The sequence below is a fragment of the Frigoribacterium sp. Leaf263 genome, from assembly GCF_001422285.1.
GTDB lineage: Bacteria > Actinomycetota > Actinomycetes > Actinomycetales > Microbacteriaceae > Frigoribacterium.
This window is the reverse complement of record NZ_LMMO01000001.1, coordinates 537355-562913: the sequence shown is the minus strand read 5'-3', so window position 1 is coordinate 562913 and position 25559 is coordinate 537355. Positions and strand designations below refer to the sequence as shown.

The following is a 25559-nucleotide window of genomic DNA, read 5'->3' as shown; positions in this document are numbered from 1 at the left end:
CGAGGAGCGGGGAGCCGATTCGGCCCCCCTGGGGTTTGTCGATAGGTTGTCGCCATGGCGAGCGAGCACTACTTCTCTTCGGATCCGGAGAGCCGGATGCGGCGCCGGACCATCACGGTGACCCTGGCCGGTCGCGAGCTCGCGCTCACGACCGCCGCCGGGGTGTTCAGCCCCGATCGGGTGGACGCCGGGACGGCCGTGCTGCTCGCCGGCGCACCGACACCGCCGGCGACGGGTCATCTGCTGGATGTCGGGTGCGGTTGGGGCCCCATCACCGTGAGCCTCGCGTCAGCGTCACCCGACTCGACGGTCTGGGCCGTCGACGTGAACAAGAGAGTCCTGGAGCTCGTGCGCGAGAACGCCCGGGCCGCAGGCCTCGAGAACGTCAACGCCGTGGAGCCCGACGATGTTCCCGACGATTTGCGTTTCTCGACGATCTGGTCGAACCCTCCGATCCGCGTCGGGAAGAACGAGCTGCACGGGCTCCTCACCCGGTGGCTGCCTCGTCTCGAACCCGGCTCGGACGCGTGGCTCGTCGTCCAGAAGAACCTCGGTGCCGACTCGTTGCAGAAGTGGATGAACACCGAGCTGGCGGACGTCGTCGACGTGACCCGCGCCTCCACCAGCAAGGGCTACCGCCTGCTGACGGCCCACCGGCGCTGACGACCGAGTCGGTCTCGGACGACCGGGGCTCAGAGCTCGAGCGCCCCGTTGAACACCAGCTCGGCCGGGCCGCTCAGAGAGACGTGCTCGCCGTCGACCCCGGGGACGACGAGGACTCCCACCGTGCCGCCGGGGACCTCCACCCGCCACTGATCGGGCGCACCCGCTCCGGCCCAGTGGCGTGTCGCGAGAGCGGCCGCGGCCGCACCGGTGCCGCAGGAGAGCGTCTCACCGCTGCCCCGTTCGTGCACGCGCATCCGGATGTGCCCGATCCCGTCGACGACGAGGGGATCCGCCGGGACGACGAACTCGACGTTGGCTCCGTCGACCGGCTCCGGATCGAGCACCGGCAGGTACGTCAGGTCGAGCGCCTCGAGCTCGTCGTCGGAGGCGAGGGCGACGACGACGTGGGGATTGCCCACCGAGAGAGCGAGACCCGGGCGGGCCGCGTGGAGCTCGCGCGCCCTGACCGTCGGAGCGGCATCAGCCAGGGACCACGGACCGAGATCGACCTGGAACCCGGTGAGGCTGCGCTGCACGTGCCGGACACCGGCCCTCGTGCCGATGGAGAGGGTCTCCCCCGGCTCGAGCGTCGCGAGCCCCCTCTCGGTGAGATAGCGGACGAAGACCCGGACGCCGTTGCCGCACATCTCGGCGACGCTGCCGTCGGCGTTGTGGTAATCCATGAACCACTCGGCCGACGGGTCGACCTCGAGGACGCCGTGCCCGTCCGGCAGGTTCTCGGATCGGACCGCACGGATCACGCCGTCTCCGCCGACGCCGAAGTGCCGGTCGGTCAAGGCGCGGATGGTCGCCGGGTCGAGCACGAACTCGCCGTCGGGGTCGGAGAACAGCACGAAGTCGTTGCCCGTGCCCTGGCCCTTGGTGAACTGGAGAGTGGTGGTCACCCCTCGAGTGTATCGAGGGCCTCCTCGAGGCTCCGAGGGTCCCCCGACCGCACCCAGTGCGCATCCTGATACCGACGGAACCAGCTCACCTGGCGCCGTGCGTAGCGCCGGGTCAGCGCCGCCGTGGTCTCGACGGCCTCCGCCTCGGAGAGCTCGCCCCGCAGCTGCGCGGCGGCCTGGGCGTAGCCGATCGCCCGACTCGCCGTGACCCCGCGCTCGAGACCGTCGGCGACGAGACCGCGCACCTCGTCGAGGAGCCCGGCGGCCCACATGCCCTCCACCCGGGCGTCCAGTCGTGCGACGAGGTCGGCGCGCTCGTCGTGCACGCCGACGATGACCGACGGACGCCACCGCGGAGCCTCGTCGGGCAGGCGTGCCGAGAACGGCTCACCCGTGATCTCCCCCACCTCGAGGGCCCGGACCAGCCGGCGCACGTTGGTCGATCCGATCCTCTCGGCCGCGACGGGATCACGCTCGCGCAGGAGCCGGAAGAGCGCGCCCGGTCCGTGCTGCTCGGCCGCCGCCTCGTACCGGGCACGGACCGCCGGATCCGTGCCGGGGAATCGCAGATCGAACAGCACGCTCGACACGTAGAGACCGGAGCCCCCGACGAGGATGGCGTCGCCGCCCCGCTCATCGATCTCGTCGATGACGGAGCGAGCCCGGCCCTGATACCACTCGACGCTCGCCTCGTCGGTGACCTCGAGCTCGTCGAGCAGATGATGCGGCACACCCCGGCGCTCGGAGACGGCCAGCTTGGCCGTGCCGATGTCCATGCCGCGGTAGAGCTGCATCGCGTCGGCGTTGACGATCTCGACCGGGCGCCCCCGGGCACGCAGCCGTTCGGCGAGGTCGAGCGACAGCGCCGACTTGCCGGTGCCCGTGGCACCGACCAGAGCGATCAGCATGTCAGCGGAGACCGTCGCCGGCGTCGTAGATCGGCGTGGTCGACACCCGCAGCATCGGAAGCCCCAGAGACACCCGCGGAGCCCCGGAGGCGCGGGTCGATCCCGTCGAGGAGGCCGGCGCCCCGCAGGAAGCCGCCTGAGCCGCATCCCAGGCATCGCCGGCGCGGGTGCGACGGACCTCGAAGACCGAGCCCGGTGCCGCCTCGGCGAGGAGGTGGAACGGCGCGGCACCCGTGATGTCGACCGTGACGACATCACCGGGCCGAGGGGCCGTCCGCCCCTCGGGCACGTCGAGATGCACGAGCCGGCTGTCTTCCGCACGCCCGGAGAGCCGATGGGTCTCGGAGTCCTTCCGACCCTCGGCGGCCGCGATCAGCACCTCGACGCGGCGCCCGATCAGCGCACGGTTCTCGTCGAACGAGATGGAGTCCTGGAGCGCCGTGAGGCGCTCGTACCGCTCTTGCACGACCTCCTTGGGGACCTGGTCGGGCATGTCCGCAGCAGGCGTCCCCGGCCGGATGGAGTACTGGAAGGTGAAGGCGGAGGCGAATCGCGCCTCTGCCACGACTCGCAGCGTCTCGGCGAAGTCCGCCTCGGTCTCGCCGGGGAACCCCACGATGATGTCCGTGGAGATGGCCGCGTCGGGCATCGCGGCCCGGACACGGTCGATGATGCCCAGGAACCGGGCGCTGCGGTAGCTGCGACGCATGGCACGGAGCACCTGGTCGGAGCCGGACTGGAGCGGCATGTGCAGCTGCGGCATCACCGCCCGCGTCTCGGCCATCGCGTCGATCACGTCGTCGGTGAAGGCGGCCGGGTGAGGGCTGGTGAATCGGACGCGTTCGAGGCCCTCGATCTCTCCGACGGCGCGGAGGAGTTTGCCGAACGCCAACCGATCGCCGAACTCGACACCGTACGAGTTGACGTTCTGGCCGAGCAGCGTCACCTCGACGGCCCCCTCGTCGACGAGCGACCGCACCTCGGCGAGGATGTCACCCGGCCGCCGGTCACGCTCCTTGCCCCGCAGAGTCGGCACGATGCAGAAGGTGCAGGTGTTGTTGCAGCCGACCGAGATCGAGACCCAGCCGGAGCTCAGCGAGTCCCGCTTCGCCGGCAGGGTGGACGGGAAGACGTCGAGAGCCTCGAGGATCTCGACCTGGGCCTCGTCATTGTGCCGAGCGCGTTCGAGGAGGGTCGGGAGCGCTCCGACGTTGTGCGTCCCGAAGACCACATCGACCCAGGGGGCGCGATCGAGCACGGCTTCTCTGTCTTTCTGCGCGAGGCACCCGCCGACGGCGATCTGCATGCCCTGGCGACCGCGCTTCACACCCGCCAGACGCCCCAGGGTGCCGTACAGCTTGTTGTCCGCGTTCTCTCGGACGGCGCACGTGTTGATGACGACGACATCGGCCTCCTGGCCGACCGCCGGAACATAACCCGCCGCCTCGAGCGAGCCGCTCAACCGCTCGCTGTCGTGGACGTTCATCTGGCACCCGAACGTGCGCACCTCGTAGGTACGACGCTCGGGGAGGGAGTCGGCCGCTGCGCGACCCTCCGAGACCGGGGCGGGGAGAACCGTCGACATAGACGCAGAGTCTACGGCCGCCGCCCCGGACCACCGGTCACTCGAACCGGACGCCGCCCCGCGAACCGCCGCCTCGCGGAAGGGCCTTCTCCACCGCACGCCGGATGGTCTCGGAACGGTACCCGCGTCGCATGAGATAGCCGTTGAGGCGGCGTTCGGCGGTCGCCCGGTCGAGACCCTGCAGGGACGAAGAACGCTTGCGCGCCCATTCGTCCGCCCGAGCCTGCTCGTCGTCGTCGTCGATCTCGGCCATCGCCTGCTCGATGAGCTCGGGAGCGATACCGCGGCTGCGCAGCTCGCTCGTGACGGCGCCACGGCCCAGGCCCTTGCGCTCCTGCTTGGCCCGCACGAGGTTCTCGGCGAGCTCTCGGTCGTTGAGGAGCCCCACGCCCTCCAGGCGCTCGACCTCGTCGCGGACCACCTGAGCGTCGAGGTCTCGGGAAGCCAGGAGCGACGCCATCTCGGACGATGAGACACCGCGTCGGGACAAGGCGTGCATGCTCACGTTCTCGGCCCTGCTCCGCTGCGCCTCCAGGCCCTCGGGCTCCGGTTCGTCGTCGGCACCGCCATCGAACGACGTCTCGAGGGATGCGACGGCTCGGGGGCCCGCCCAGTGATCGCTGATGGCGGCCAAGGCGGCGGCCGTCGCCTCGACGGCGGCGGGGCGCTCCGCCGCCCGGTGGGAGTCGACCACCGGAGCTGTTCGAGACTCCGGACGTGGGGTGGCGGTCGCGACCGGCGCTACAGCGGGCGCCGCCTCGGTGTGCTCCGCCGTGCGGGGCTGCGCGGCGTCATCGCCTGGCGCGTCGTGCGCCTCGTCATCGACCCACGCGTCTTGAGGAGCAGCACCACCGTGCTCGGACTCGCCGTCGGCAGGGACCGGATCGGCCTCTGCTGCATCGCGACCAGCCACCTGCCGGCCCGCCCCGCGGCGCCCGAAGAGGGGCGTCACGGGCGCGAGGTCGTCAGACGACGTCATGCGCCCTTCCGTGCCGCGATCTTGGTCTCGATCGACGCCACGGGCTCTTCGACGGTCTTGGCCCCGCCGACACCGAGCTTGGCGAGGATCTTGTGCTCGATCTCGTCGGCGATCGGCTTGTTGTTGAGGAGGAAGTTGCGCGAGTTCTCTTTGCCCTGACCGAGCTGGTCGCCTTCGTAGGTGTACCAGGCACCCGATTTACGGACGATGCCGTGCTCGACGCCGAAGTCGATCAGGCTGCCCTCACGAGAGATGCCGACGCCGTACAGGATGTCGAACTCGGCCTGCTTGAAGGGCGGCGCCATCTTGTTCTTGACGACCTTGACGCGGGTCCGGTTGCCGACCGCGTCGGTGCCGTCCTTGAGGGTCTCGATGCGGCGGATGTCGAGGCGCACCGACGCGTAGAACTTGAGCGCCTTACCGCCGGCCGTCGTCTCGGGGCTGCCGAAGAACACGCCGATCTTCTCGCGGAGCTGGTTGATGAAGATCATGGTGGTGCCGGTCTGGCTCAGACCACCGGTCAGCTTGCGGAGGGCCTGCGACATGAGCCGCGCCTGCAGACCGACGTGCGAGTCGCCCATCTCGCCCTCGATCTCGGCACGGGGCACGAGCGCCGCCACGGAGTCGATGACGATGAGGTCGATGGACCCGGAGCGGACGAGCATGTCGGCGATCTCGAGGGCCTGCTCTCCGGTGTCGGGCTGCGACACGAGCAGAGCGTCGATGTCGACTCCGAGCTTCTTCGCGTACTCGGGATCGAGCGCGTGCTCGGCGTCGATGAACGCCGCGATGCCGCCGTTGCGCTGTGCGTTGGCGATGGCGTGCAGCGTCAACGTGGTCTTGCCGGACGACTCGGGACCGTAGATCTCGACGATGCGGCCGCGGGGGATGCCCCCGATGCCGAGCGCGACGTCGAGTGCGATCGACCCCGTCGGGATGACGGCGACAGGAGCACGCTCGTCGCTGCCGAGGCGCATGACGGCGCCCTTGCCGAACTGGCGGTCGATCTGGGCGAGCGCGGTCTCGAGGGCCTTCTCGCGGTTCTCTGCTGACGGCATGGTGTTCTCCTTCGTGGTGGTCGTTCGTGCGCCTATAGGCTGTCGCGTCGCCGTCGACCGATGGAGCAGGGTCGTCGCCGCTACGACAAGGCTGGTGCCGCCGGTGACTCCGGCGGCGGGAACGTCGATACGAGAAAGCTACGGGCGACCACCGACATCGGAGCCGGTACGGCAGGAGCCTGTGGCGTTCTCGGACCGATCAGGCCCTGTGGAGGACGCTATCACCGGTGCGAACACATGTTCGACCGTGGACGCGCGGCGTGTCGAACATCCGCGCGAGTCGGACGTCGAGGCCGGCGACCGGGCCGGGCCTCAGCGCTTGGGAGTCGGGAGCCCCGCACCATGACGACGGGACTCCGGCACGCCCTCGGCGTCGCACAGCGCGAGCCAGACGTCCCGGGGCGGGACGCCCGCCGACAGTGCCTGCTCGGCGGTCCGCTCGCCCACGGCGGACATGACCAGATCTCGGAGCAGGACACGGCCGTAGGCCTCGCCGAACTGGTCGTCGACGGCCCGGGCGAACTCGCTCTTACGCATCACCGGAGGCTACCGCGTGGTCGAGGTGGGCGGTGCGGATCACGAGCACGCGCCTCCTCGGAGCCGGGCAGCTGCCCGGACGCCGAACGCCCCCGGCGGAGGACCGGAGGCGTTCGGGACGAGGGTCGGGTCAGCGGACCGCGAGATCGGTGTCGAACTCGGCGACGAGGTCGTCGGGGAGCGTGTCGGGGATCGGATTGAGCCCCTCGATGACGGCCATCCGGTCGCCCACCTCTCGCATGATGACCGAGATGGGGGTCTCGAGAGCGTCGGCGACCGAGGCGAGGATCTCGGAGCTGGCCTCTTTCTGACCACGCTCGACCTCGCTCAGGTACCCGAGAGCCACGCTGGCCTTGCTGGCGACCTGTCGGAGCGTGCGCCCCTTCTGCAGGCGGAAGTCGCGGAGGACGTCACCGATTTCTTGTCGAACCAGAACCATGGGACCCTCCTCCGTACGAACGCCCACCCTGACGGGATTATCTGAGGTGGGATGGTGACACTGAAGCGCAGTTGGCTGTAACTGTAACCAGCAGGGACTGTGCGACTCTTGTGAACCTGTCAGATGTAACGAGACCGAAACGCGGACTATTCCCTCGTCTCGACGAGCCAGGAATACAGCGCCGAGAGTGATTCGGAGACGGTCGCCCGTCGGATGGCCTCGCGGTCGCCGGACAGGTCGAGTGCGACCACACGGCTCTCGTCGCCCCACGAGAGCCCCACGAAGACGACGCCGGGATCGTGGCCGCTCTGCGGTTCGGGCCCGGCGACCCCGGTCGTCGCCAGACCGATGTCGGTGCGGGTTCCGCCTGTCTCGACCGCTCGGCGCACGCCGACCGCCATGGAGCGGGCGACCTCGGGATCGACCGGGCCGCGAAGATGGAGCAGGGCCTCGTCGACGCCGAGGAGCGTGTGCTTGAGCTCCGTCTGGTAGGCCACGACGCCTCCGCGGACGACCGCCGACGCCCCGGGGACCGAGATGAGCTCCGCGACGAGGAGCCCGCCTGTCAACGACTCGCTCACTCCGAGAGTGAGCCGACGACGCGTCAGCTCGGCGACGATGTCGCTCGCGACGGTCACGACGAGCGACCGTGCTTGGCGGCGACGCGCAGGTAGTCGAGCCCCGAGACGACCGTCGCGACGACCGCGGCCGTCATGAGGACCCCGTTGACCCAGTGCATGCCCTCGCCGAGGAGGTTCCAGAGGGGGAAGAGCGCCAGGGTGACCGCGACGGCCTGGAGGACGGTCTTGAGCTTCCCCCCTCGCGAGGCAGGGATGACGCGGTCCCGGATCACGGCGAACCGGAAGACGGTGATGCCGATCTCGCGGACGAGGATCAGGACGGTGACCCACCAGGGCAGCTCGCCCAGGATCGAGAGCGAGACGAGGGCGCCCCCGATGAGGACCTTGTCGGCGATCGGATCGACGATCTTGCCGAAGTCCGTGACCAGGTCCAGCCCTCGCGCCAGCATGCCGTCGAGGCTGTCCGTGAGGATGGCGACCACGAAGAGGATCGCCGCGGCGATGCGGAGGGAGCCATCGGCCCCGTCGTCGACGAGGAGCCACGCCATGAAGAGCGGCGCCATGAGGATGCGCACCACGGTGATGATGTTGGCGATGTTGGCCGTGCTGGCGGGGCCCGGCCCCTTGCTGGCGATGCGCCCGCGGAAGGGGAAGGTCGCGCCTCGCGGTGCGCCGTCGGTGCGGTCGTCGTGGGTCACGTCAGTCTCGTCCCGTCAGGTTCCAGGCGTCTTCCGACCCCTCGTCGTCGTCGACCTCGGCGTACCCGCGCGTCATCGCCTCGACCGGATCGTCGTCGATCGCCGAAGAGGACGAGGAGGCGCCCGGGCGCCCGTGACCGCTCGGACCGGAGTCGCCGCCACGGATCTTCGCGAGCACGCCGGGCAGCTGCTCGGTGGTCACGAGGACGTCGCGCGCCTTCGAGCCCTCGGAAGGTCCGACGATGTCGCGGGACTCCATGAGGTCCATCAGGCGGCCGGCCTTGGCGAAGCCGACCCGGAGCTTGCGCTGCAGCATGGACGTGGAGCCGAACTGCGTGCTGACGACCAGCTCGGCCGCCGCGAGCAGGAGTTCGAGATCGTCGCCGATGTCGCCGTCGATCTCCTTCTTCTCGACGACGGCCGCGACGTCGGGTCGGTAGTCGGGTCGGGCCTGACGCGTCACGTGGGCGACGACCTGGGCGATCTCGCTCTCTTGCACCCAGGCCCCCTGGACGCGCATGGCCTTGGAGGCGCCCATGGGCAGGAAGAGACCGTCGCCCTGGCCGATGAGCTTGTCGGCGCCCGGCTGGTCGAGGATGACCCGGGAGTCGGTGACGCTCGACACGGCGAAGGCGAAGCGGGAGGGCACGTTGGCCTTGATGAGCCCCGTCACGACGTCGACGGAGGGGCGCTGCGTCGCGAGGACGAGGTGGATGCCCGAGGCCCGGGCCAGCTGGGTGATGCGGACGATGCTGTCTTCGACGTCGCGGGGCGCGACCATCATGAGGTCCGCCAGCTCGTCGACGACCACGAGGAGGTACGGGTACGGCTTGAGGGTCCGCGCGCTGCCGGCAGGCAGGACGATCTCGTCGTTGACGACGGCTCGGTTGAAGTCGTCGATGTGACGGAACCCGAAGCTCGCCAGGTCGTCGTACCGCATGTCCATCTCTTTGACGACCCACTGGAGGGCCTCGGCGGCCTTCTTGGGGTTCGTGATGATGGGCGTGATGAGGTGAGGGACGCCGGCGTAGATCGACAGCTCGACCCGCTTCGGGTCGATGAGGACCATGCGGACGTCGGCGGGCTTGGCCCGCATCAGCAGCGAGGTGATCATCGAGTTCACGAAGCTGGACTTGCCGGAGCCCGTGGCGCCCGCGACGAGGAGGTGCGGCATCTTCGCGAGGTTCGCGACGACGTAGCCGCCCTCGACGTCCTTGCCCACGCCGATGGTCATCGGGTGCGTGCTCTTGGCGGCTGCGGACGACCGGAGCACGTCGCCGAGCGCCACGATCTCCTTGTCGGTGTTCGGGATCTCGACGCCGATGGCGCTCTTGCCGGGGATCGGCGACAGGATGCGGACCTCGTTCGACGCGACGGCGTAGGCGAGGTTCTTCGTCAACGCCGTCACCCGCTCGACCTTGACCCCGGGGCCGAGCTCGATCTCGTAGCGGGTCACGGTCGGACCGCGCTTGAGGCCGGTCACCTTGGCGTCGACGTTGAACTGGTCGAGCACGGATGTGATGGAGGCCACGATGGCGTCGTTGGCCTCGCTGCGGGCCTTGGCCGGCTCGCCGACCGCCAGGGTGGTGACGGCGGGCAGCCGGTACGGTTCGACGTCGGCGGAGGAGGGGTCGGCCGTCTCGAGCGACGGGGGCGCGGCCTCGTCGGGGTCGGGAGCGAGGAACTCGGATGCGGCGTCGCTCTCGCCCTCGACCGGCAGCACCCCGGGGACGGGGAGGACGGTCGTGGCGGTGGGCTCCGGATCGAGGGGGATGTCGATCCCCTGGGCACGGACGGCCTCTTCGGCACGGTCGAGATCGGCGAGGAGATCCGTCGAGAAGACGTCGGTCTCGGCCGTCGCCGGGGAGTCACGGGGGGCCCTGGCCTCGGCGGGCGACGCGGGTTCGGCCTCTTCGAAGACGGGTCTGCGCTTCTTGCGACGCCCCAGGGTCTCGGTGGGAGCGGTGGCCGCCGCCGGACGGACGAGCGGAGTGTCGTAGGCGGGGTCGTCTTCTCGCTGGCCCGGGTTGCGCCGCCACCACGGCAGGGACTCGGGTTCGCCCTCGGCGTCGCCCGAGTCCGCGGCCTGCGCCGCCGACCGCTCGTCGACGGTCTCGCCGAAGAGATACCCGTACAGCTCGCCGAGGCGACGACCGATGCGGTTCGGCGGCGTCTTCGTGATGATGAGGATCGAGAACGCCAGGAGCACGACGACCAGCGGCACCGCCACCCACTCGGTCGCGAGGGCGACGAGCCACGACGCGACCACCCAGCCGAGGACCCCGCCGCCGGTGGCCAGAGCGGGCATCCCCTCGGACGCCTCGGGCTGACCGCCGAAGATGTGGCAGAGCGCGCTGATGGACACGAGCGAGAGGCCGAGGCCGATGCCGATGCGGGTGTTGTCGTGAACCGACGACGGGTGGCGGAACAGCCATCCCGCGAAGAGGATCATGATGACCGGGAGGGCGTACGCCACCCGCCCGAAGAGACCGCCGAAGGTGTAGGCGTCGAAGCCCATGGCGACGGGGCTCGTGGGGTTGAGCCATTCGACGACCCCGCCCGCGATCGCGAGCAGGACGAGGAAGAACGGCACGCCGTCGCGGCGCTCGCTCTTGTCGAGGGTCTCTCTGCCGAGGAGCCGGAACGCGGCGCCGGTCATGTGGGCGAGACCCATCCAGGCCGATGCGAGGGGGTTGGGCCCCTCTCGGACCGGAGCGGGAGCCGGGGCGGCGGGGAGCTTCTTGGTGGCCTTGGTCGCGTCACGCGCCGAGGACGCACGGGAGCCCGAGCGGGTGCGCGGGGTCGACTTCGTGGGCGTGGCCATGGGCTCCACGGTACAGTCCCCCACCGACGCCGGTCGGATGCGGTCGCGTGTGTCAGCCACGGGGCCCGCCCGCCGCGGCTCCGCCGGGGCCGTCGACCGGCTGGGCCGCGACCGGCCACGGCCTAGGCGCTGATGACCACCGGCACGATCATCGGGCGACGGCGGTGCTGGGTGTTGACCCACCGACCGACGGTCCGTCGGACGACCTGGCTGAAGGCGTGGGTGTCGCGGGTCCCGTTCTCGGCCGCCTCGGCGAGGGCGGCGACGATCTTCGGGGCGACGTCATCGAAGACCCGCTCGTCTTCGGCGAAGCCCCGGGACTGGATCTCGGGTCCGACGACCACTCGCCCGGTCGCCGCGTCGATGGCCACGAAGACCGAGATGAAGCCCTCCTCGGCGAGGATCCGCCGGTCTTTGAGGTCGGCGTCCGTGATCTCGCCGACGGTCGACCCGTCGACGTACACGTAGCCCAGATCGAGCTGACCCACGACACGGGCGACGCCGTCTCGCAGATCGACCACGACGCCGTCCTGCCCCAGGATGGTGCTCGCCTCGGGGACTCCCGTCCGGACGGCGAGGGCCGCGTTGGCGTACAGGTGCCGGTGCTCGCCGTGGACCGGCATGACGTTCTTCGGCCGCAGCACGTTGTAGCAGTAGAGGAGCTCGCCCGCCGAGGCGTGCCCGGAGACGTGCACCTTGGCGTTGCCCTTGTGCACCACCTTCGCGCCGAGCTTCGTCAGCCCGTCGATGACGCGGTAGACGGCGTTCTCGTTGCCGGGGATGAGACTCGAGGCGAGGATGACGGTGTCGTCGGCGCCGATCTCGATCTGGTGCTCGAGGTTCGCCATGCGGGCGAGGACGGCCATCGGCTCGCCCTGCGACCCCGTGCTCATGTACACGATGCGGTCGTCGGGGAGGTCGCGTGCCTTCTTGGCGTCGATGAGCACGCCGTCGGGCACGCTCAGGTAACCGAGATCGGCGGCGATGGCCATGTTGCGCACCATGGACCGGCCCATGAAGGCCACGCGCCGACCGTTGGCGTGGGCCGCGTCGAGGACCTGCTGCACCCGGTGGACGTGACTGGAGAAGCTCGCGACGACGACCCGCCTCGGAGCGCGCCGGATGACGTCGTCGAGCACGGGCCCGATGTCTCGCTCGAGGGCCGTGAAGCCCGGCACGTCCGCGTTCGTCGAGTCGGGCAGGAACAGGTCGACGCCCTCTTCGCCCAACCGGGCGAAGGCACGAAGATCGGTGATGCGCCCGTCGAGGGGCAGCTGGTCCATCTTGAAGTCGCCCGTGTGCAGCACGAGACCGGCGGAGGTCCGGATCGCGACGGCGAGGGCGTCGGGGATCGAGTGGTTCACGGCGACGAACTCGAGCTCGAAGGGGCCGAGGGTCTCGCGCCCGCCCTCCGCGACGGTCAGCGTGTAGGGGCTGATGCGGTGCTCTTTGAGCTTCGCCTCGATGAGGGCGAGCGTCAGCTGCGACCCGATGAGCGGGATGTCGGCGCGCAGTCGCAGGAGGTAGGGCACGGCTCCGATGTGGTCTTCGTGCCCGTGCGTCAGGACGACCGCGAGGATGTCGTCGAGGCGGTCTCGGATGGGCGAGAAGTCGGGCAGGATCAGATCGACGCCCGGCTGGTGCTCTTCGGGGAAGAGCACGCCGCAGTCCACGACCAGGAGCTTGCCGTCGATCTCGTAGACGGTCATGTTGCGACCGATCTCGCCCAGACCCCCCACGGGGATCACCCGCAGCGTTCCGCTCTCGAGCGCCGGCGGGATCTGGATCGTCGTGGACATCTGTTCCTTCGATGATGGGGAGAGGATCGCACCCGACGGGACGACGGGACCGAGGAGGCGCGGCTCAGCGGGTCGTGCCGTGCACCTTCGGCAGCGCCCCGCCCGCTGCGGCGTTGCGATCGGGTCGGAAGCGGCTGAGGTCGAGACCCGGGATGGCGCCCACGTGCGACAGCTCGTCTTCGATCAGCGCGGCCTCGCTGTCTTCGGGACCGACGAGCGGGAGGCGGACGCGCGGGCTCGAGATGCGGCCGAGGCCGTGGAGGATGTACTTGGCGGCGACGGTCCCGGGCACGTGCGTCATGACGGCGCGGACGAGCGGCTCGAGCATCTGGTGCGCCTGCGTGGCCGTGTGCAGGTCGCCGGCGTTCACCGCGTCGATGATCGTGCGGTACGGGGCGGCGGCGATGTTGGCGGTGACGCCGATGAGGCCCGACGCGCCGATGGCGAGATGCGGCAGCACGTTGGCGTCGTCGCCGGAGAAGTACAGCAGGTCGGTCTGGTTCAGCACCCGGCTGACCTCGGCGAAATCGCCCTTGGCGTCTTTGACGGCCACGATGTTGGGGTGCTTCGCCGCCCGGAGCAGGGTCTCGTACTTGATCGGGATGCCCGTGCGCCCGGGGATGTCGTAGAGGATGACCGGCAGGTCGGTCGCGTCGGCGATCATGCGGAAGTGGGTGAGAACGCCGGCCTGGGTCGGCTTGTTGTAGTACGGCGTGACGATCATGACGCCGTCGGCCCCGGCCTTCTCGCTGGCCTTGTAGAGCTGGATCGCATGGGCGGTCTCGTTCGACCCGCCCCCCGTGATGATCTTGGCGCGGCCGGCGGCCACCGACTTGCCGACCTCGACGAGCCGGAGCTTCTCGGGGTCGGTCAGCGTGCTGGTCTCGCCGGTGGTGCCCGTCACGACGATGCCGTCGGCCCCGGCCGTGATGCAGTCGTCGATGTGCTTCTCGACGGCGGGCCAGTCGACCTCGCCGTCGGCGGTGAAGGGGGTGACGAGGGCGACGAGTACTTGACCGAAGGGGTTGCTGATGTTCGACACGGAGACAGCGTACTGGCTCCGGTCGGACGACCGGCGGGTGCGGGCCGGTGCGTCGGCCCGCCCCCGCCGGGCCGGGTGTCAGGGTGCGACGCGTCCGTTGGTGCCGAAGGCCGCGTAGGTCAGGGGCATGAGCTCCGCCCAGATGTCCTCCATCTTCTCGGCGCACATCTCGATCTCGCGCTGGGGGAACGACGGGAAGTGCGTGCCCTCGCGCTTCGTGCGGAGACTCAGGAAGTTCATGAGCGAACGCGCGTTGACCGTCACGTACATCGACGAGTAGATGTTCAGGGGCAGCACGATGCGCGCGACCTCACGGGCGACGCCCGCGTCGAGCATGCGCTTGTACGAGGTGTACGCCTCGCGCGACGTCCGCTCGGTCTCGGCGCGGACCAGCGCGCTCTGCTCGGGCGTGCCGGGCAGGAAGTCGTAGGCGCCGGGCTTGCCGACCTGCTGCAGGTTGCGGTGCTCGGAGGGCACGTAGAAGACCGGGTTCAGCTCGCGGTAGCGCCCGCTCTCCTCGTTGTAGCTGGCCATGCGGTGCCGCATGAACTCGCGGAAGACGAAGATCGGCGCCTGGACGTAGAACGTCATCGAGTTGTGCTCGAACGGCGAACCGTGGCGATCGCGCATCAGGTAGTTGATGAGCCCGGCGCCCTTGGTCGCCTGAGCGCCGTCGGCGGAGGCCTGAGCGCCCTCGAGGGTCAGCTCCCCCATGGTCGACACGCGCGCGGCGAAGAGGACGTCGGAGTCGTGGGCGCTCGAGCGAACCAGCTCGACGGTCACGTCGGAGCGGAACTCGACGGCGGGCTCGGGGGCGGACGGGGCGAGGGGTTCTGCATCGGTCACGGCGTCGACTCTACAACCGGACCCGGGACGGGCCGGTGGCGCGCGAGCGACCGGCGCCGCGCCTCCTCGGCACCCGGTCGTCACCGAGGAGGCGCGCCTAGGCTCCCGAGGAGGGCGCGCCCGTGCGCCCCGCCGATCGAGAGCAGGAACCATGAACGACGCCCCCCGGACGGTCCTCGTCGCCGGAGCCTCCGGCCTGATCGGCACGGAGCTCGGCGCCCAGCTGCGCGCCGCCGGTCACACCGTGCTCTCACTGGTCCGCGGCGAGCCCCGAGACGAGTCGCAGTTCACCTGGATCCCCTCCGCCGGCGTGATCGACACGACCCTCCTCGACCGCGCCGACGTCGTCGTGAACCTGTCGGGCGCCTCCCTCGGCCGTCTGCCGTGGACGCACGGCTACAAGAAGCAGATCGCCGGATCGCGGGTCGACGCCACCCGCACCCTCGTCGCCGGCATGCGGGCGGCCTCGACGCCGCCCGCGACCTTCCTGAGCGGATCAGCCGTCGGCATCTACGGTGATCGCCCGGGCGACCGGCTGACCGAGGCGAGCGCCCGCGGGACGGGGTTCCTCAGCGACGTCGTCGACGAGTGGGAGCGCACCGCGCACACGGCGCCGGACGGCGTCCGCGTCGTCACCCTGAGGACGGGTCTCGTGGTGGGCCCCGGCGGCGCCCTCGCGCCCCTCCTCCCGCTCACCCGCCTCGGACTCGGGTCCCGTCTCGGCACCGGCGACCAGTTCTGGCCGTGGATCAGCCTCCACGACGAGGCCGCCGCGATCGTCCACCTCATGACCTCCGACCTCGCCGGGCCCGTCAACCTCGCCGGACCCACCCCCGCCACGAGCGACGCCCTCACCCGTCGCCTCGCGCACGATCTGAAGCGGCCCTACGCCTTGCGGGTGCCGGAGTCCGTCATCTCGACGGCGATGCGGGAGGCCGGACGCGAGCTGCTCCTGCCCAGCCAGCAGGTCGTCCCCGAGAAGCTGCTGGCCGACGGGTTCGCGTTCCGGCACACGACGGTCGACGAGGCCGTCGACGCGCTCACCGCTCGTCTCTGACCCGACCCGGTCCGCCGTCGTCGGACCCGAGGAGGCGCGGATCGCGACGACCCCGACCGGGGGGCCGACGCGTCAGGAGGGCCCGCGACGCCTCAGCGTCAGCGACCAGCGGATCGCCTGCCGTGCCCGGCGGCGGTCGCCGCAGGCGTCGTAGGCGAGACCGAGCCGGAACCACGCGCGGTAGTCGTCGGGAGACTCCTCGACCGCCTCGCGATAGGCCGGGAACGCGGCGTCGGCGGCGACCCGGTCGTAACGGCCGGACGGTCGCCGGGGGACGTCGTCGACGGGCAGCTCGCCGGCGTCACGCAGCTCGCGCACCATCGACTGCGTCGCGAGACCGAAGCGGATCTCGGCCACCAGGGCGAACACCCCGAGCAGCGGCAGGATGACGAGACCGACGCCCAGACCGATGGCGACCCCCTCTCCGGTGGCGAAGAGCGCCAGGGCGCGCTGACCGACCAGCACGATGTAGAGCACCAGCAGCGCGGCCATCACCAGGGCGCCGATACGACCCTTCACCGGGTGGCCTGCGGGGAGGCGAGCGCCGTCATCGGTCGAGCGGCAGCACGCTGTCGAGGCCGACGACGACCCCGCTGACGGAGGGGGCGGCACCCATCGCGACGAGCAGACCCTGCTCGTAGGCACGCTGCGAGAGCGTGTCGTGCGTGAGGGTGAGGGTCTCCCCCTCGCCGCCGAAGACGACCTCCTGACGAGCGGTCACGCCGCGCAGGCGGAGGCTGTGGACGGGGACGCTCGCGACCTGCTGTCCGCGGGCGCGCTGATCGGACGAGGGGGCCGACACCGGCCCGAGGTCGCGACGCGCCTCGGCGATCAGCTCGGCCGTGCGGACGGCCGTGCCCGAGGGCGAGTCGGCCTTCGCCGGGTGGTGGGTCTCGACGATCTCGACCGACTCGTAGAACCGGGCCGCCATCGTCGCGAAGCGGGTCGCGAGGACCGAGCCCAGCGAGAAGTTCGGCACGACGAGGACGCCCGGGCCCGCGACGTCCGCCACCACGGTGCGGAGTCGGGCGATGCGTTCGGCGCTCCACCCCGACGTGCCGACGAGCACCGGCAGCCCCGCGCGCACGACGTGCTCGACGATGCCGGGGCTCACCGCGGGGTGGGTGACGTCGACGACGAGATCGGCCCCGACGACGAGGTCGAGATCGTCTCTCGACGAGAGCCCGGCGTGGAGTTCGAGATCGGGCGTCCGCTCGATCAGATCGACGATGAAGCCGCCGAGCGTGCCCGTGGCCCCGACGACGGCGATGCGGGAAGTCATGAGCCAAACCTACCGGCGCGACGACCGCCGGGCCGTCGAATACGATCGGGGGATGCCTCGATTCCGCGAGATGCCCGTGAGCTCGACCACCGCCTCCTCGCTGCTGTCGGAGTACTTCGCCGAGCGCGCCGCGACGTTCCCGGTGACGCAGGGCAGCTATCACACGGCGAACCCGGTCAATGCGACCTTCACTCCCCCGGCCGGCGTCTTCGTGGTCGTGACGACCGACGACGACGCCGAGGCGCCGGACGAGGCCGTCCGCGCCCTCGCGTGCGGCGGCGTCCGCCGTCTCGAGAGCGGACCCGACGGACGCGTGCGCTACGAGGTCAAGCACCTGTTCGTGCGTCCCGACGCCCGCGGGCGCGGACTCGGTCGCCAGGTGCTCGTCGAGCTCGAGCGACGTGCGATCGCCTTCGGGGCCGACGAGCTCGTCCTCGACACGAACGACAGCCTCGAGGCGGCCGGCGGACTGTACCGCGCCGCGGGCTACTCGCTCATCGAGCCCTACAACGACAATCCGAACGCCACGTCGTGGTACGGCCGGCCAGTCCGCTGACGGGTCGCTGACGGACCGCCCGCGACGGGGTCAGATGGACTGATCGACCGGGAGGCCCGTGCGGAGCTCGACGGGCAGATGGCCGAGGTCGTTGTGGGTGACGAGCTCCGGCGGCTTGGCCGAGCGGACGCGGATGATGGTCAGACCGGCATTGGCCTGGTTGACGCCCATCCACCGCCAGGCCGGAGCGCCGAAGACCTCTCGGACGAACCAGCCGATGACGAAGTTGTGCGTGATCAGCAGGTCGTGACGGTCTTCGCGGGCCGGGGTCAGCCACTCGGAGACGGCGTCGGCCATCTGCGCCTGACCCGCCTCGATCTCCTCTTCGGTCACCCCGCCGAAGAACGGCTTGTACGACGAGGGCATGTCGGGGGTCGGCCCGGACGGGACGCAGTCGAACAGGAGCGTCGAGGGCTGCGACTCGAGCGCCGGGAGGCGCTCGGTCATGATGCGGGCCGTCTCGGCGGCGCGCTCGAGGGGCGAGTGCCAGGCTGCGTCGAAAGGCACCCCGCCGAGGCGCTCGGCGATCAGCCGCGCCTGCCGCTTGCCGCGTTCGGAGAGCGGACCGTCGGGCAGCCCGTGCTCGGCGTCCTGCTGTTCGCCGTGACGGACGAGGTAGAGGTAGTGGGACACCGTTGTCTCCTGATTCATGGAAGGACGGACGACGAGGCGGACGTCGTCGCGGGCACGGGCAGCGTCGACTCGTCGACCTCGCCCACGACCACGGTCGACAACGGCCCCGATCGCAGCGTGGCCGCCAGATCGCGGACGTCGTCGAGGGCTACGGCCGCGAGTCGCGTCAGGGAGGCGTCGAGGTCGACGAACTCACCCATCGACAGCTCGGCGCGCCCGAGGCGGTTCATGCGGGTGTCGCTGTCTTCGAGCGCCAGAGCCGCAGCACCGCCCAGCTGACCGAGGGCCCGACGGTGCTCGTCGGCGGTGATGCCATCGGTGGCGACGGCGTCGAGCTGCTCGAGCATGAGACGCGCGACGTCGCCGACGTTGGCCGGCGCGCACCCGGCGTACAGGCCGAACAGACCCGCGTCGGAGTAGCTGGGAGCGAACGAGTAGACGGAGTAGGCCAGACCGCGACGCTCGCGCACCTCTTGGAACAGGCGCGACGACATGCCGCCGCCGAGGACGGAGTTCAGCACGGCCATCGCCGAGCGGCGCTCGTCGGTCACGGGCAGACCCGGGACGCCGAGGAGGAGCGTGGTCTGCTCGAGGGGTCGACGCACGACGACGAGCGGCTCGCCCTGGCGGGGAGCCGCCTCGCCACCGGGGTCGGACGCCGATCGCCGCGCCACCGGGGAGGCGGCGTCGGTCGACCAGTCGGAGCGGGTCATGGCGACGCGGAGGCGATCGACGAGGCGGTCGTGGTCGACGGCCCCGGCGACCGTGACGACCAGGTCTCGGGGTCGGTAGGTGCGCAGGTAGTGGCGGTGCACCTCGTCACGCGAGGCCGCCCGGATGCTCTCGGGCGACCCGCCGATGGGTCGACCCAGCGCGTGGTCGCCGAAGACCGACTCGAAGAGACGCTCGCCGCCGACGTCGCTCGGGTCGTCGTCGGCCATCGCGAGCTCGTCGAGGATGACCCCGCGCTCGGTCTCGAACTCGCCGGGATCGAGGACGGACGAGGTGACCATGTCGGCGAGCGCGTCGACGGCGTCGTCGAGGTCGACGTCGCGGACCCTCGCGTAGTAGCAGGTGCTCTCTTTGCCGGTCGCGGCGTTGTGCTCGCCCCCGACCGACTCGAAGGCCACGGCGATGTCGAGCGCCGACCGGGTCGGGGTGCCCTTGAAGAGGAGGTGTTCGAGGAAGTGGGTCGACCCGCGGTCACCCTCGCCCTCGTCGCGACTGCCGACGGCGACCCAGAAGCCGACGGTCGCGCTGCGGGCCCCGGGCATGCTCTCGCTCAGGATGCGCAGCCCCGTCGGGAGGACGGTCCGTCGGACGAGGGAACCGCCCGTCGCGTCGAAGGAGAGCTCGACCTCGTCGAGGGGCAGCGGGACCGGTCCGTTCATCGGTGCGAGCCTACCGCTCGCCCCTGACACCCGAAGTGGGGGACGTGATGCGGACAAACAGACGGGTGCGTCTGTCCTCATCGGTGTTACAGTCGTGTCTACCGCGGTCGACCCGTCCCCCCACGAGAGACGACCGCGGCGGCTGGTCGGACATGTCATGCGGTCCGGAGCGCGCGTCCCCCACGCGGCTCTAAGCCGATATGTCCCAAGGAGCCACGCTGTGACGGTCGATTCCCCCCAACCGGCCGTCCAGCGTCTCCCTGGCCGCCCTCGTGCCGACCAGACGACTCCCGGCGCTCGGGCCCGCGTGCTCACGACCGCCGACCGCCTCTTCTACGACGAGGGCATCCGCGTGGTGGGCGTCGACCGTCTGATCGCCGAGTCGTCGGTGACGAAGGCCACGTTCTACAAGCACTTCGGCGCGAAGGACACGCTCGTCCTGCAGTTCCTGGCCGTCCGGCACGAACGCGACGTCGAGACCCTGGCGGCCATCGTCGCCTCGGCGGGCGACGGGGTCGACGCCGTGCGCCGCCTCGTCGACGCGTCCGCCACCCGTCTCCAGGATCCGCGGTTCCGCGGCAGCGCCTACGCGAACGCGGCCGCCGAGTTCAGCGACCCGACCCACCCCGTCCGGATCGCGATCAACGAGCATCGGGAATGGCTCACCGACGCACTCGTCGAGCTCTTCAAGAGCGCCGGCCACCCGATGCCCGGCGACGCCGCCGACGACTTCCAGCTGGCCCTCGACGGCGCCGAGGTCGGCGCGTACGCCGGTGACGCGATCGCCGCCTCCGCGGCCCTGAGGCGCACGGCGGAACGGCTGCTCTCCGCCTGACGCGCTCCGCGCCTCCTCGGCCCGCCCCGCTCCTACGCCGAGGCGCGATCGAGGTCGAGGACCTGGAGGCGCGTCAGCTGCACGCGCACGGCCTGCGTCAGCTCGAAGACCTGCTTGGCGTTGGTCGCGCTCGCGACCGGCGCGACGACGTTCGGCTTCGTCAGCAGCCACGCCAGCGAGATCGCCGCCGTCGACACCTCGTGCACCGAGGCGATGCGGTCGAGCTCGTGGAGGACCCGGAGTCCGCGCTTGTTCAGATGCTTCGCGAGGTCGGGACGGCGCTGCGAACCGGCGAAGTCGGCTCGTGTGCGGTACTTGCCCGACAGGAATCCGCTGGCCAGCGCGAAGCGCGGCATGACGCCGAGACCGAGCTGAGCGGCGACCCGGGCGAGGCCCTTCTCGTACTCGCCCCGGTTCAGCAGGTTGTACTGGTTCTGCAGCGCGACCATCGGCGCGACGCCGAGCATCCCCGCGGCGATCCGCGCCTCGTAGAGACGGTTGCCGGAGTGGTGCGATCCCCCGAAGTACCGGACCTTGCCGGCCCGGATGAGGTGGTCGACGGCGAGGAGGGTCCTCTCGAACGCCACCTCGGTGTCGTCGACGTGGAGGTAGAGCAGATCGATGCGATCGGTGCCGAGACGCTCGAGGGAGGCCTCGACGGCCCGCTCGATCGCCTTCGGCGTGAGCCCGGGGTGGTCGGCGCTCTTGCCCACCTTGGTCGAGACGACCATGTCGTCGCGGGACCGGCGCTCGCGCATCCACGAGCCGATCATGATCTCGCTCCGGCCGCCGGCGTACGAGTCGGCCGTGTCGACGAAGTTGCCGCCCAGATCGAAGTAGGTGTCGAGCACGGACCGCGTCTCGGTCTGATCCGCCGTCCAACCGAAGACGTTGCCGCCGAGCGCCAGGGGGAAGACCCGGAGATCGGACGTGCCGAGGCGACGGCGGGGCTGGATGACGCCGAGATCGACGGGCACGGTGGCCTGATCGACCGCGGGCGGTCGGCCGGGCGCCTGACCGCGGCTCGTCGCGACGGAACGCCCCGCGGCAGCCGCCTGCGCGGACGTGGCCGTCGAGTCGGTCACCGACGCTCCTCCTCCGCTGGCGCACCCCGATCCGTCTGAGCTGGACGGGCGCCGGGGTCTGCACCTCATCGTCAGAGTACGGCTCCGGCGCGCATCGCGTCCGTCGCCGCACCGAATCGTTACGCGAAGGATCGTCCGCGCCGCAGGGCGCCGGCCGGCCGGCCCGGTCGGCGCCCCGGACGCCGACGAGCCCGCCGCGACACGAGGTCGCGACGGGCTCGTCGGAGGGATGGACCCTAGATGTCGACCGAGGTGTCGTTGGACTCCTCGGCGGCACCGCTGGAGTCGGTGTCGGCCGTCTCGGCGATGACCGGGGCGAGCGACAGCTTGCCGCGGTCGTCGGTCTTCGTGATCTCGACGAGGATCTTCTGACCCACGCCGAGGACGTCCTCGACGTTCTCCACGCGCTTGCCGCCGGCGAGCTTGCGGACCTCGCTGATGTGCAGCAGGCCGTCCTTGCCGGGGAGCAGCGACACGAAGGCACCGAACGAGGCGATCTTGACGACGGTTCCGAGGAACTGCTCGCCGACCTCCGGGTTGGTGGGGTTCGCGATGGCGTTGACCTGGGCACGGGCCGCCTCGGCCGAGGGGCCGTCGACCGCACCGATGTAGACGGTTCCGTCTTCTTCGATGCTGATGTCGGCGCCGGTGGTGTCCTGGATCGAGTTGATCGTCTTGCCCTTCGGGCCGATCAGCTCGCCGATCTTGTCCTGAGGGATCTGGACCGAGATCACGCGGGGCGCGGTCGGGGCCATCTCGTCGGGCGCGTCGATGGCCGAGTTGAGCACGCCGAGGATGGCGGTGCGCGCCTCCTTCGCCTGCTTCAGCGCGGCGTCGAGGACGGCGGTCGGCAGACCGTCGAGCTTCGTGTCGAGCTGGATGGCCGTGACGAACTCGGACGTGCCGGCGACCTTGAAGTCCATGTCGCCGAGGGCGTCTTCCGCGCCGAGGATGTCGGTCAGCGCGGCGTAGCGCGTCTGGCCGTCGACCTCGTCGGAGACGAGACCCATGGCGATGCCGGCGACGGGGGCCTTGAGGGGCACACCGGCGTTCAGCAGCGACAGGGTGGAGGCGCAGACGGAGCCCATCGACGTCGAGCCGTTGGAGCCGAGGGCCTCGGACACCTGGCGGATCGCGTAGGGGAACTCCTCGCGGCTCGGCAGCACCGGCACGAGCGCGCGCTCGGCCAGGAAGCCGTGCCCGATCTCGCGACGCTTCGGCGAACCGACCCGGCCGGTCTCACCGGTCGAGTAGGGCGGGAAGTTGTAGTGGTGCAGGTAGCGCTTCTTGGTGACCGGGCTCAGCGAGTCGATCTGCTGCTCCATCTTGAGCATGTTCAGCGTGGTGACGCCCATGATCTGGGTCTCGCCGCGCTGAAAGATGGCGGAGCCGTGCACGCGCGGGATGACCTGGACCTCGGCGTCGAGCGGGCGGATGTCGGCGAGGCCGCGACCGTCCATGCGGATCTGCTCGGTGAGGATGCGGTCGCGGACGACCTTCTTCGTCGCCGACTTGTAGGCGGCGCCGACCTGGCCGTTGGCCGACTCGGGCAGCTCGCCCGCCGTGACCTTCGCCGCGATGGCGTCCTTCACGGTGGCCTTGAGCGCGTCGTCGGCGTCCTGGCGCTCGATCTTGCCGGCGATCTTGTAGACCTCGGCGAGCTCGGTGCCCGCGGCGGTCGTGACGGCCTCGAGGACCTCGTCGGTGTAGGGCAGGAAGACCGGGTAGTCGGCGATCTCCTTGGCGGCCTGGGCGGCCATCGTGGCCTGGGCCTCGACGAGCTGCTTCAGGAACGGCTTGGCGGCCTCGAGACCCTGGGCCACGACGGCCTCGTCGGGCTTCGTCGCGCCGCCCTGGATGAGACCCCAGGCGTGCTCGGTGGCCTCGGCCTCGACCATCATGATCGCGACGTCGTCGTTGCCCGCTGCATCGGTGACGACGCGACCGGCGACCGTGAGGTCGAAGACGGCGTCGGCCAGCTGCGAGGCCTTCGGGAAGGCGACCCACTGGTCGCCGATCAGCGCGAGGCGGACGCCCGCGATCGGACCCGAGAAGGGCAGACCGGAGATCTGGGTCGAGGCGCTGGCCGCGTTGATGGCCAGAGCGTCGTAGAACTCGTCGGGGGCGATGCTGAGGACCGTGATGACGACCTGGACCTCGTTGCGGAGACCCTCGACGAACGAGGGACGCAGGGGCCGGTCGATGAGACGGCAGACGAGGATGGCCTCGGTGGAGGGGCGACCCTCACGACGGAAGAACGAGCCGGGGATCTTGCCCGCGGCGTACGAGCGCTCTTCGACGTCGATGGTCAGCGGGAAGAAGTCGAAGTTGTCCTTCGGCTTCTTGCTGGCGCTGGTGGCGGACAGCAGCATGGTGTCGTCGTCGAGGTAGGCGGCGACGGCTCCCTGGGCCTGCTGGGCGAGACGGCCGGTCTCGAATCGGATGGTGCGCTTGCCGAACTTGCCGTTGTCGAGCACGGCTTCGCCGAACTTGATCTCTGGACCCTCCATGTGGGGGTTTCTCCTCTTTGTTTTGAATCGATGCCCCGTGTGGGCCTCGATGTCGTACCGGGAGCGGGCGGCGTGGACGGCATGAGGACATGCACGTGCAGCAACGCGACGGAGGCGGTGGCACGTCTGGCCAACAGTGAAGACGGTCGGACCCCGCCTCCGATCGCGACTCGATGCGCTGATCGGGGCATTCCGCCTGCCACCACCGGTGACCAGCAGCCGTACCGGCCTGCTCCGAGCGCGATCCTAGCACCCGGGCATGACGGGACCGCGGCTGCCGGCCGGGCGCGCCGGGGCGCGCCGACCGTCCGTCGACCGGCCCACGGCCCCGGAACGAGAGAACGGCCCCTCTCCGTGTACGGAGAGGGGCCGTCGTCGAGACGTACGGAGCGCGAAGACTAGCGGCGCAGTCCGAGGCGACCGATGAGCGTGCGGTAACGCTCGATGTCGACCTTGGACAGGTAACCCAGGAGTCGGCGGCGCTGACCCACGAGGAGCAGCAGACCACGACGCGAGTGGTGGTCGTGCTTGTGCTCTTTGAGGTGCTCGGTGAGGTCGAGGATGCGCTGCGTCATCATGGCGACCTGGACCTCGGGGGATCCGGTGTCGCCGGGGTGGGTCGCGTATTCTTCGATGATCCGGGTCTTGACGTCAGGTGCGAGTGCCATGGAGGGATCCCCTTTCAGTTCGTTGCGCGGTGCCCGTCACCGGATGTGCGAGCTCTCTTGTTCCGCGGCCGTTCAGACGGCAACCTGAGGAGCTTACCAGACGGGGGCCGCGGAACGGGCTCGGGACGCCCGACGACGACGGCCCGGTAGCGCCAGCCCGACGAACGCGGCGCCGATGACCGCACCCAGCGTGTTCATCACGAGATCCTGCGGGTCGGAGAACCGGGTCGCCGAAAGATACGTCGCCTGGTACCACTCGATCGCCACGGTCGCGGCGAAGCCCACGACGATGCCGGACCACCAGAGGCGCTTGGGCAGCAGCAGGGCAGGGAACATGCCCATCGGCACGAACATCGCGACGTTCGCGGCCGCCTCGACGCGGGCGAAGGTGATCCACGACGTCTCGTCGTGCCGGGCGAAGACGTCGAGCGCCCGCCAGAGCAGCTCGCTCGTGCCGGACCCGTACACGCTCGGCCGCAGGGTCATCCAGGCGACCCCGGCCAGATAGACGAGGGTGAGCAGGAGGAGGACGGCGCGACGCATGACCCCATGGTGACGGATGCGACCTGAGGAGCCGGGGTCCGCGGCGGGAGATCATCCCCGAGGACGACCCGGACGGACCGGGGGGTGGAGACGCGGACCGTGGGAGGCGCGGTGTCGGCGGGGCGCGCACCG

General features: G+C 70.5%; 25 protein-coding genes. 4 read left to right on the top strand and 21 right to left on the bottom strand.

Annotated elements, in window-relative coordinates:
- The first annotated feature begins 54 nt into the window (after positions 1-54).
- On the top strand, positions 55-663 hold the full coding sequence (locus ASF17_RS02605) for a class I SAM-dependent methyltransferase (protein WP_055794916.1): 609 nt from the start codon (positions 55-57) through the stop codon (positions 661-663).
- Positions 664-692: 29 nt separating this feature from the next.
- Here the strand turns inward: ASF17_RS02605 and dapF are convergent, their stop codons facing one another.
- The 13 genes from dapF to thyX all read right to left on the bottom strand — a co-directional run bounded on the left by dapF (position 693) and on the right by thyX (position 14867).
- Positions 693-1571 (bottom strand): diaminopimelate epimerase, encoded by an 879-nt coding sequence (dapF, locus tag ASF17_RS02600; protein WP_055794913.1) that lies wholly within the window; start codon positions 1569-1571, stop codon positions 693-695.
- Entirely contained in the window at positions 1568-2479 is a 912-nt protein-coding gene (gene miaA / locus ASF17_RS02595) for a tRNA (adenosine(37)-N6)-dimethylallyltransferase MiaA (protein ID WP_055794911.1), read from the bottom strand. The genes dapF and miaA overlap by 4 nt, the downstream gene beginning before the upstream one ends.
- A gap of 1 nt (position 2480) precedes the next feature.
- Positions 2481-4064: a tRNA (N6-isopentenyl adenosine(37)-C2)-methylthiotransferase MiaB gene (miaB, locus tag ASF17_RS02590; protein WP_055794908.1), complete on the bottom strand. Its 1584-nt coding sequence runs from the start codon at positions 4062-4064 to the stop codon at positions 2481-2483.
- Positions 4065-4101: 37 nt separating this feature from the next.
- Positions 4102-4758 (bottom strand): regulatory protein RecX, encoded by a 657-nt coding sequence (locus ASF17_RS02585; RefSeq protein WP_055794905.1) that lies wholly within the window; start codon positions 4756-4758, stop codon positions 4102-4104.
- A gap of 281 nt (positions 4759-5039) precedes the next feature.
- Positions 5040-6101 (bottom strand): recombinase RecA, encoded by a 1062-nt coding sequence (gene recA, locus ASF17_RS02580; protein WP_055794902.1) that lies wholly within the window; start codon positions 6099-6101, stop codon positions 5040-5042.
- A gap of 312 nt (positions 6102-6413) precedes the next feature.
- Positions 6414-6638, bottom strand: coding sequence for a DUF3046 domain-containing protein (locus ASF17_RS02575; protein ID WP_055794899.1), 225 nt, complete (start codon positions 6636-6638; stop codon positions 6414-6416).
- 130 nt (positions 6639-6768) lie between these two features.
- Positions 6769-7077 carry a helix-turn-helix domain-containing protein gene (locus ASF17_RS02570; RefSeq protein WP_055794896.1) on the bottom strand — a complete coding sequence of 103 codons (309 nt, stop codon included), beginning with the start codon at positions 7075-7077 and terminating at the stop codon, positions 6769-6771.
- A gap of 146 nt (positions 7078-7223) precedes the next feature.
- Positions 7224-7715, bottom strand: a complete 492-nt coding sequence (locus ASF17_RS02565; RefSeq protein ID WP_055794890.1) for a CinA family protein — start codon at positions 7713-7715, stop codon at positions 7224-7226.
- Positions 7712-8356: a CDP-diacylglycerol--glycerol-3-phosphate 3-phosphatidyltransferase gene (pgsA, locus tag ASF17_RS02560; RefSeq protein WP_055794887.1), complete on the bottom strand. Its 645-nt coding sequence runs from the start codon at positions 8354-8356 to the stop codon at positions 7712-7714. Before pgsA ends, ASF17_RS02565 begins: the two co-directional genes overlap by 4 nt.
- Before the next feature lies 1 nt (position 8357).
- Positions 8358-11180 (bottom strand): FtsK/SpoIIIE family DNA translocase, encoded by a 2823-nt coding sequence (locus tag ASF17_RS02555; RefSeq protein WP_055794885.1) that lies wholly within the window; start codon positions 11178-11180, stop codon positions 8358-8360.
- Between the two features lie 122 nt (positions 11181-11302).
- Positions 11303-12979: a ribonuclease J gene (locus ASF17_RS02550; protein ID WP_055794882.1), complete on the bottom strand. Its 1677-nt coding sequence runs from the start codon at positions 12977-12979 to the stop codon at positions 11303-11305.
- Between the two features lie 64 nt (positions 12980-13043).
- Positions 13044-14021 carry a 4-hydroxy-tetrahydrodipicolinate synthase gene (gene dapA, locus ASF17_RS02545; protein ID WP_055794879.1) on the bottom strand — a complete coding sequence of 326 codons (978 nt, stop codon included), beginning with the start codon at positions 14019-14021 and terminating at the stop codon, positions 13044-13046.
- A gap of 78 nt (positions 14022-14099) precedes the next feature.
- Positions 14100-14867, bottom strand: coding sequence for an FAD-dependent thymidylate synthase (thyX, locus tag ASF17_RS02540; RefSeq protein WP_055794876.1), 768 nt, complete (start codon positions 14865-14867; stop codon positions 14100-14102).
- A 151-nt stretch (positions 14868-15018) separates the two neighbouring features.
- Here thyX and ASF17_RS02535 point away from each other — a divergent pair, with 151 nt between their 5' ends.
- Positions 15019-15924, top strand: a complete 906-nt coding sequence (locus ASF17_RS02535; protein WP_055794874.1) for a TIGR01777 family oxidoreductase — start codon at positions 15019-15021, stop codon at positions 15922-15924.
- 72 nt (positions 15925-15996) lie between these two features.
- On the opposite strand, the gene ASF17_RS02530 is transcribed toward ASF17_RS02535, so the two are convergent.
- On the bottom strand, positions 15997-16443 hold the full coding sequence (locus ASF17_RS02530; protein WP_055794870.1) for a tetratricopeptide repeat protein: 447 nt from the start codon (positions 16441-16443) through the stop codon (positions 15997-15999).
- Positions 16444-16471: 28 nt separating this feature from the next.
- Entirely contained in the window at positions 16472-17206 is a 735-nt protein-coding gene (gene dapB, locus ASF17_RS02525; RefSeq protein WP_055794867.1) for a 4-hydroxy-tetrahydrodipicolinate reductase, read from the bottom strand.
- Between the two features lie 52 nt (positions 17207-17258).
- Between dapB and ASF17_RS02520 the strand changes: the two genes are divergently transcribed.
- Positions 17259-17762, top strand: a complete 504-nt coding sequence (locus ASF17_RS02520; RefSeq protein ID WP_055794865.1) for a GNAT family N-acetyltransferase — start codon at positions 17259-17261, stop codon at positions 17760-17762.
- Between the two features lie 30 nt (positions 17763-17792).
- Here ASF17_RS02520 and ASF17_RS02515 read toward each other — a convergent pair whose 3' ends face one another.
- Positions 17793-18395 carry a histidine phosphatase family protein gene (locus ASF17_RS02515; RefSeq protein ID WP_055795584.1) on the bottom strand — a complete coding sequence of 201 codons (603 nt, stop codon included), beginning with the start codon at positions 18393-18395 and terminating at the stop codon, positions 17793-17795.
- Between the two features lie 14 nt (positions 18396-18409).
- Entirely contained in the window at positions 18410-19786 is a 1377-nt protein-coding gene (locus ASF17_RS02510) for a M16 family metallopeptidase (protein ID WP_055794863.1), read from the bottom strand.
- Between the two features lie 220 nt (positions 19787-20006).
- Here ASF17_RS02510 and ASF17_RS02505 point away from each other — a divergent pair, with 220 nt between their 5' ends.
- The gene (locus tag ASF17_RS02505; protein WP_055794860.1) at positions 20007-20621 is read left to right on the top strand and encodes a TetR/AcrR family transcriptional regulator; all 615 of its coding nucleotides are present in this window, start codon (positions 20007-20009) and stop codon (positions 20619-20621) included.
- Positions 20622-20653: 32 nt separating this feature from the next.
- Here the strand turns inward: ASF17_RS02505 and ASF17_RS02500 are convergent, their stop codons facing one another.
- The 4 genes from ASF17_RS02500 to ASF17_RS02485 form a co-directional block, all read right to left on the bottom strand.
- On the bottom strand, positions 20654-21706 hold the full coding sequence (locus ASF17_RS02500) for an aldo/keto reductase (protein ID WP_235476317.1): 1053 nt from the start codon (positions 21704-21706) through the stop codon (positions 20654-20656).
- A gap of 236 nt (positions 21707-21942) precedes the next feature.
- Positions 21943-24216 carry a polyribonucleotide nucleotidyltransferase gene (locus tag ASF17_RS02495; RefSeq protein WP_055794857.1) on the bottom strand — a complete coding sequence of 758 codons (2274 nt, stop codon included), beginning with the start codon at positions 24214-24216 and terminating at the stop codon, positions 21943-21945.
- A 398-nt stretch (positions 24217-24614) separates the two neighbouring features.
- The gene (gene rpsO / locus ASF17_RS02490) at positions 24615-24884 is read right to left on the bottom strand and encodes a 30S ribosomal protein S15 (RefSeq protein ID WP_055794855.1); all 270 of its coding nucleotides are present in this window, start codon (positions 24882-24884) and stop codon (positions 24615-24617) included.
- Positions 24885-24977: 93 nt separating this feature from the next.
- On the bottom strand, positions 24978-25427 hold the full coding sequence (locus ASF17_RS02485; protein WP_055794853.1) for a VanZ family protein: 450 nt from the start codon (positions 25425-25427) through the stop codon (positions 24978-24980).
- Between the last annotated feature and the right edge of the window lie 132 nt (positions 25428-25559).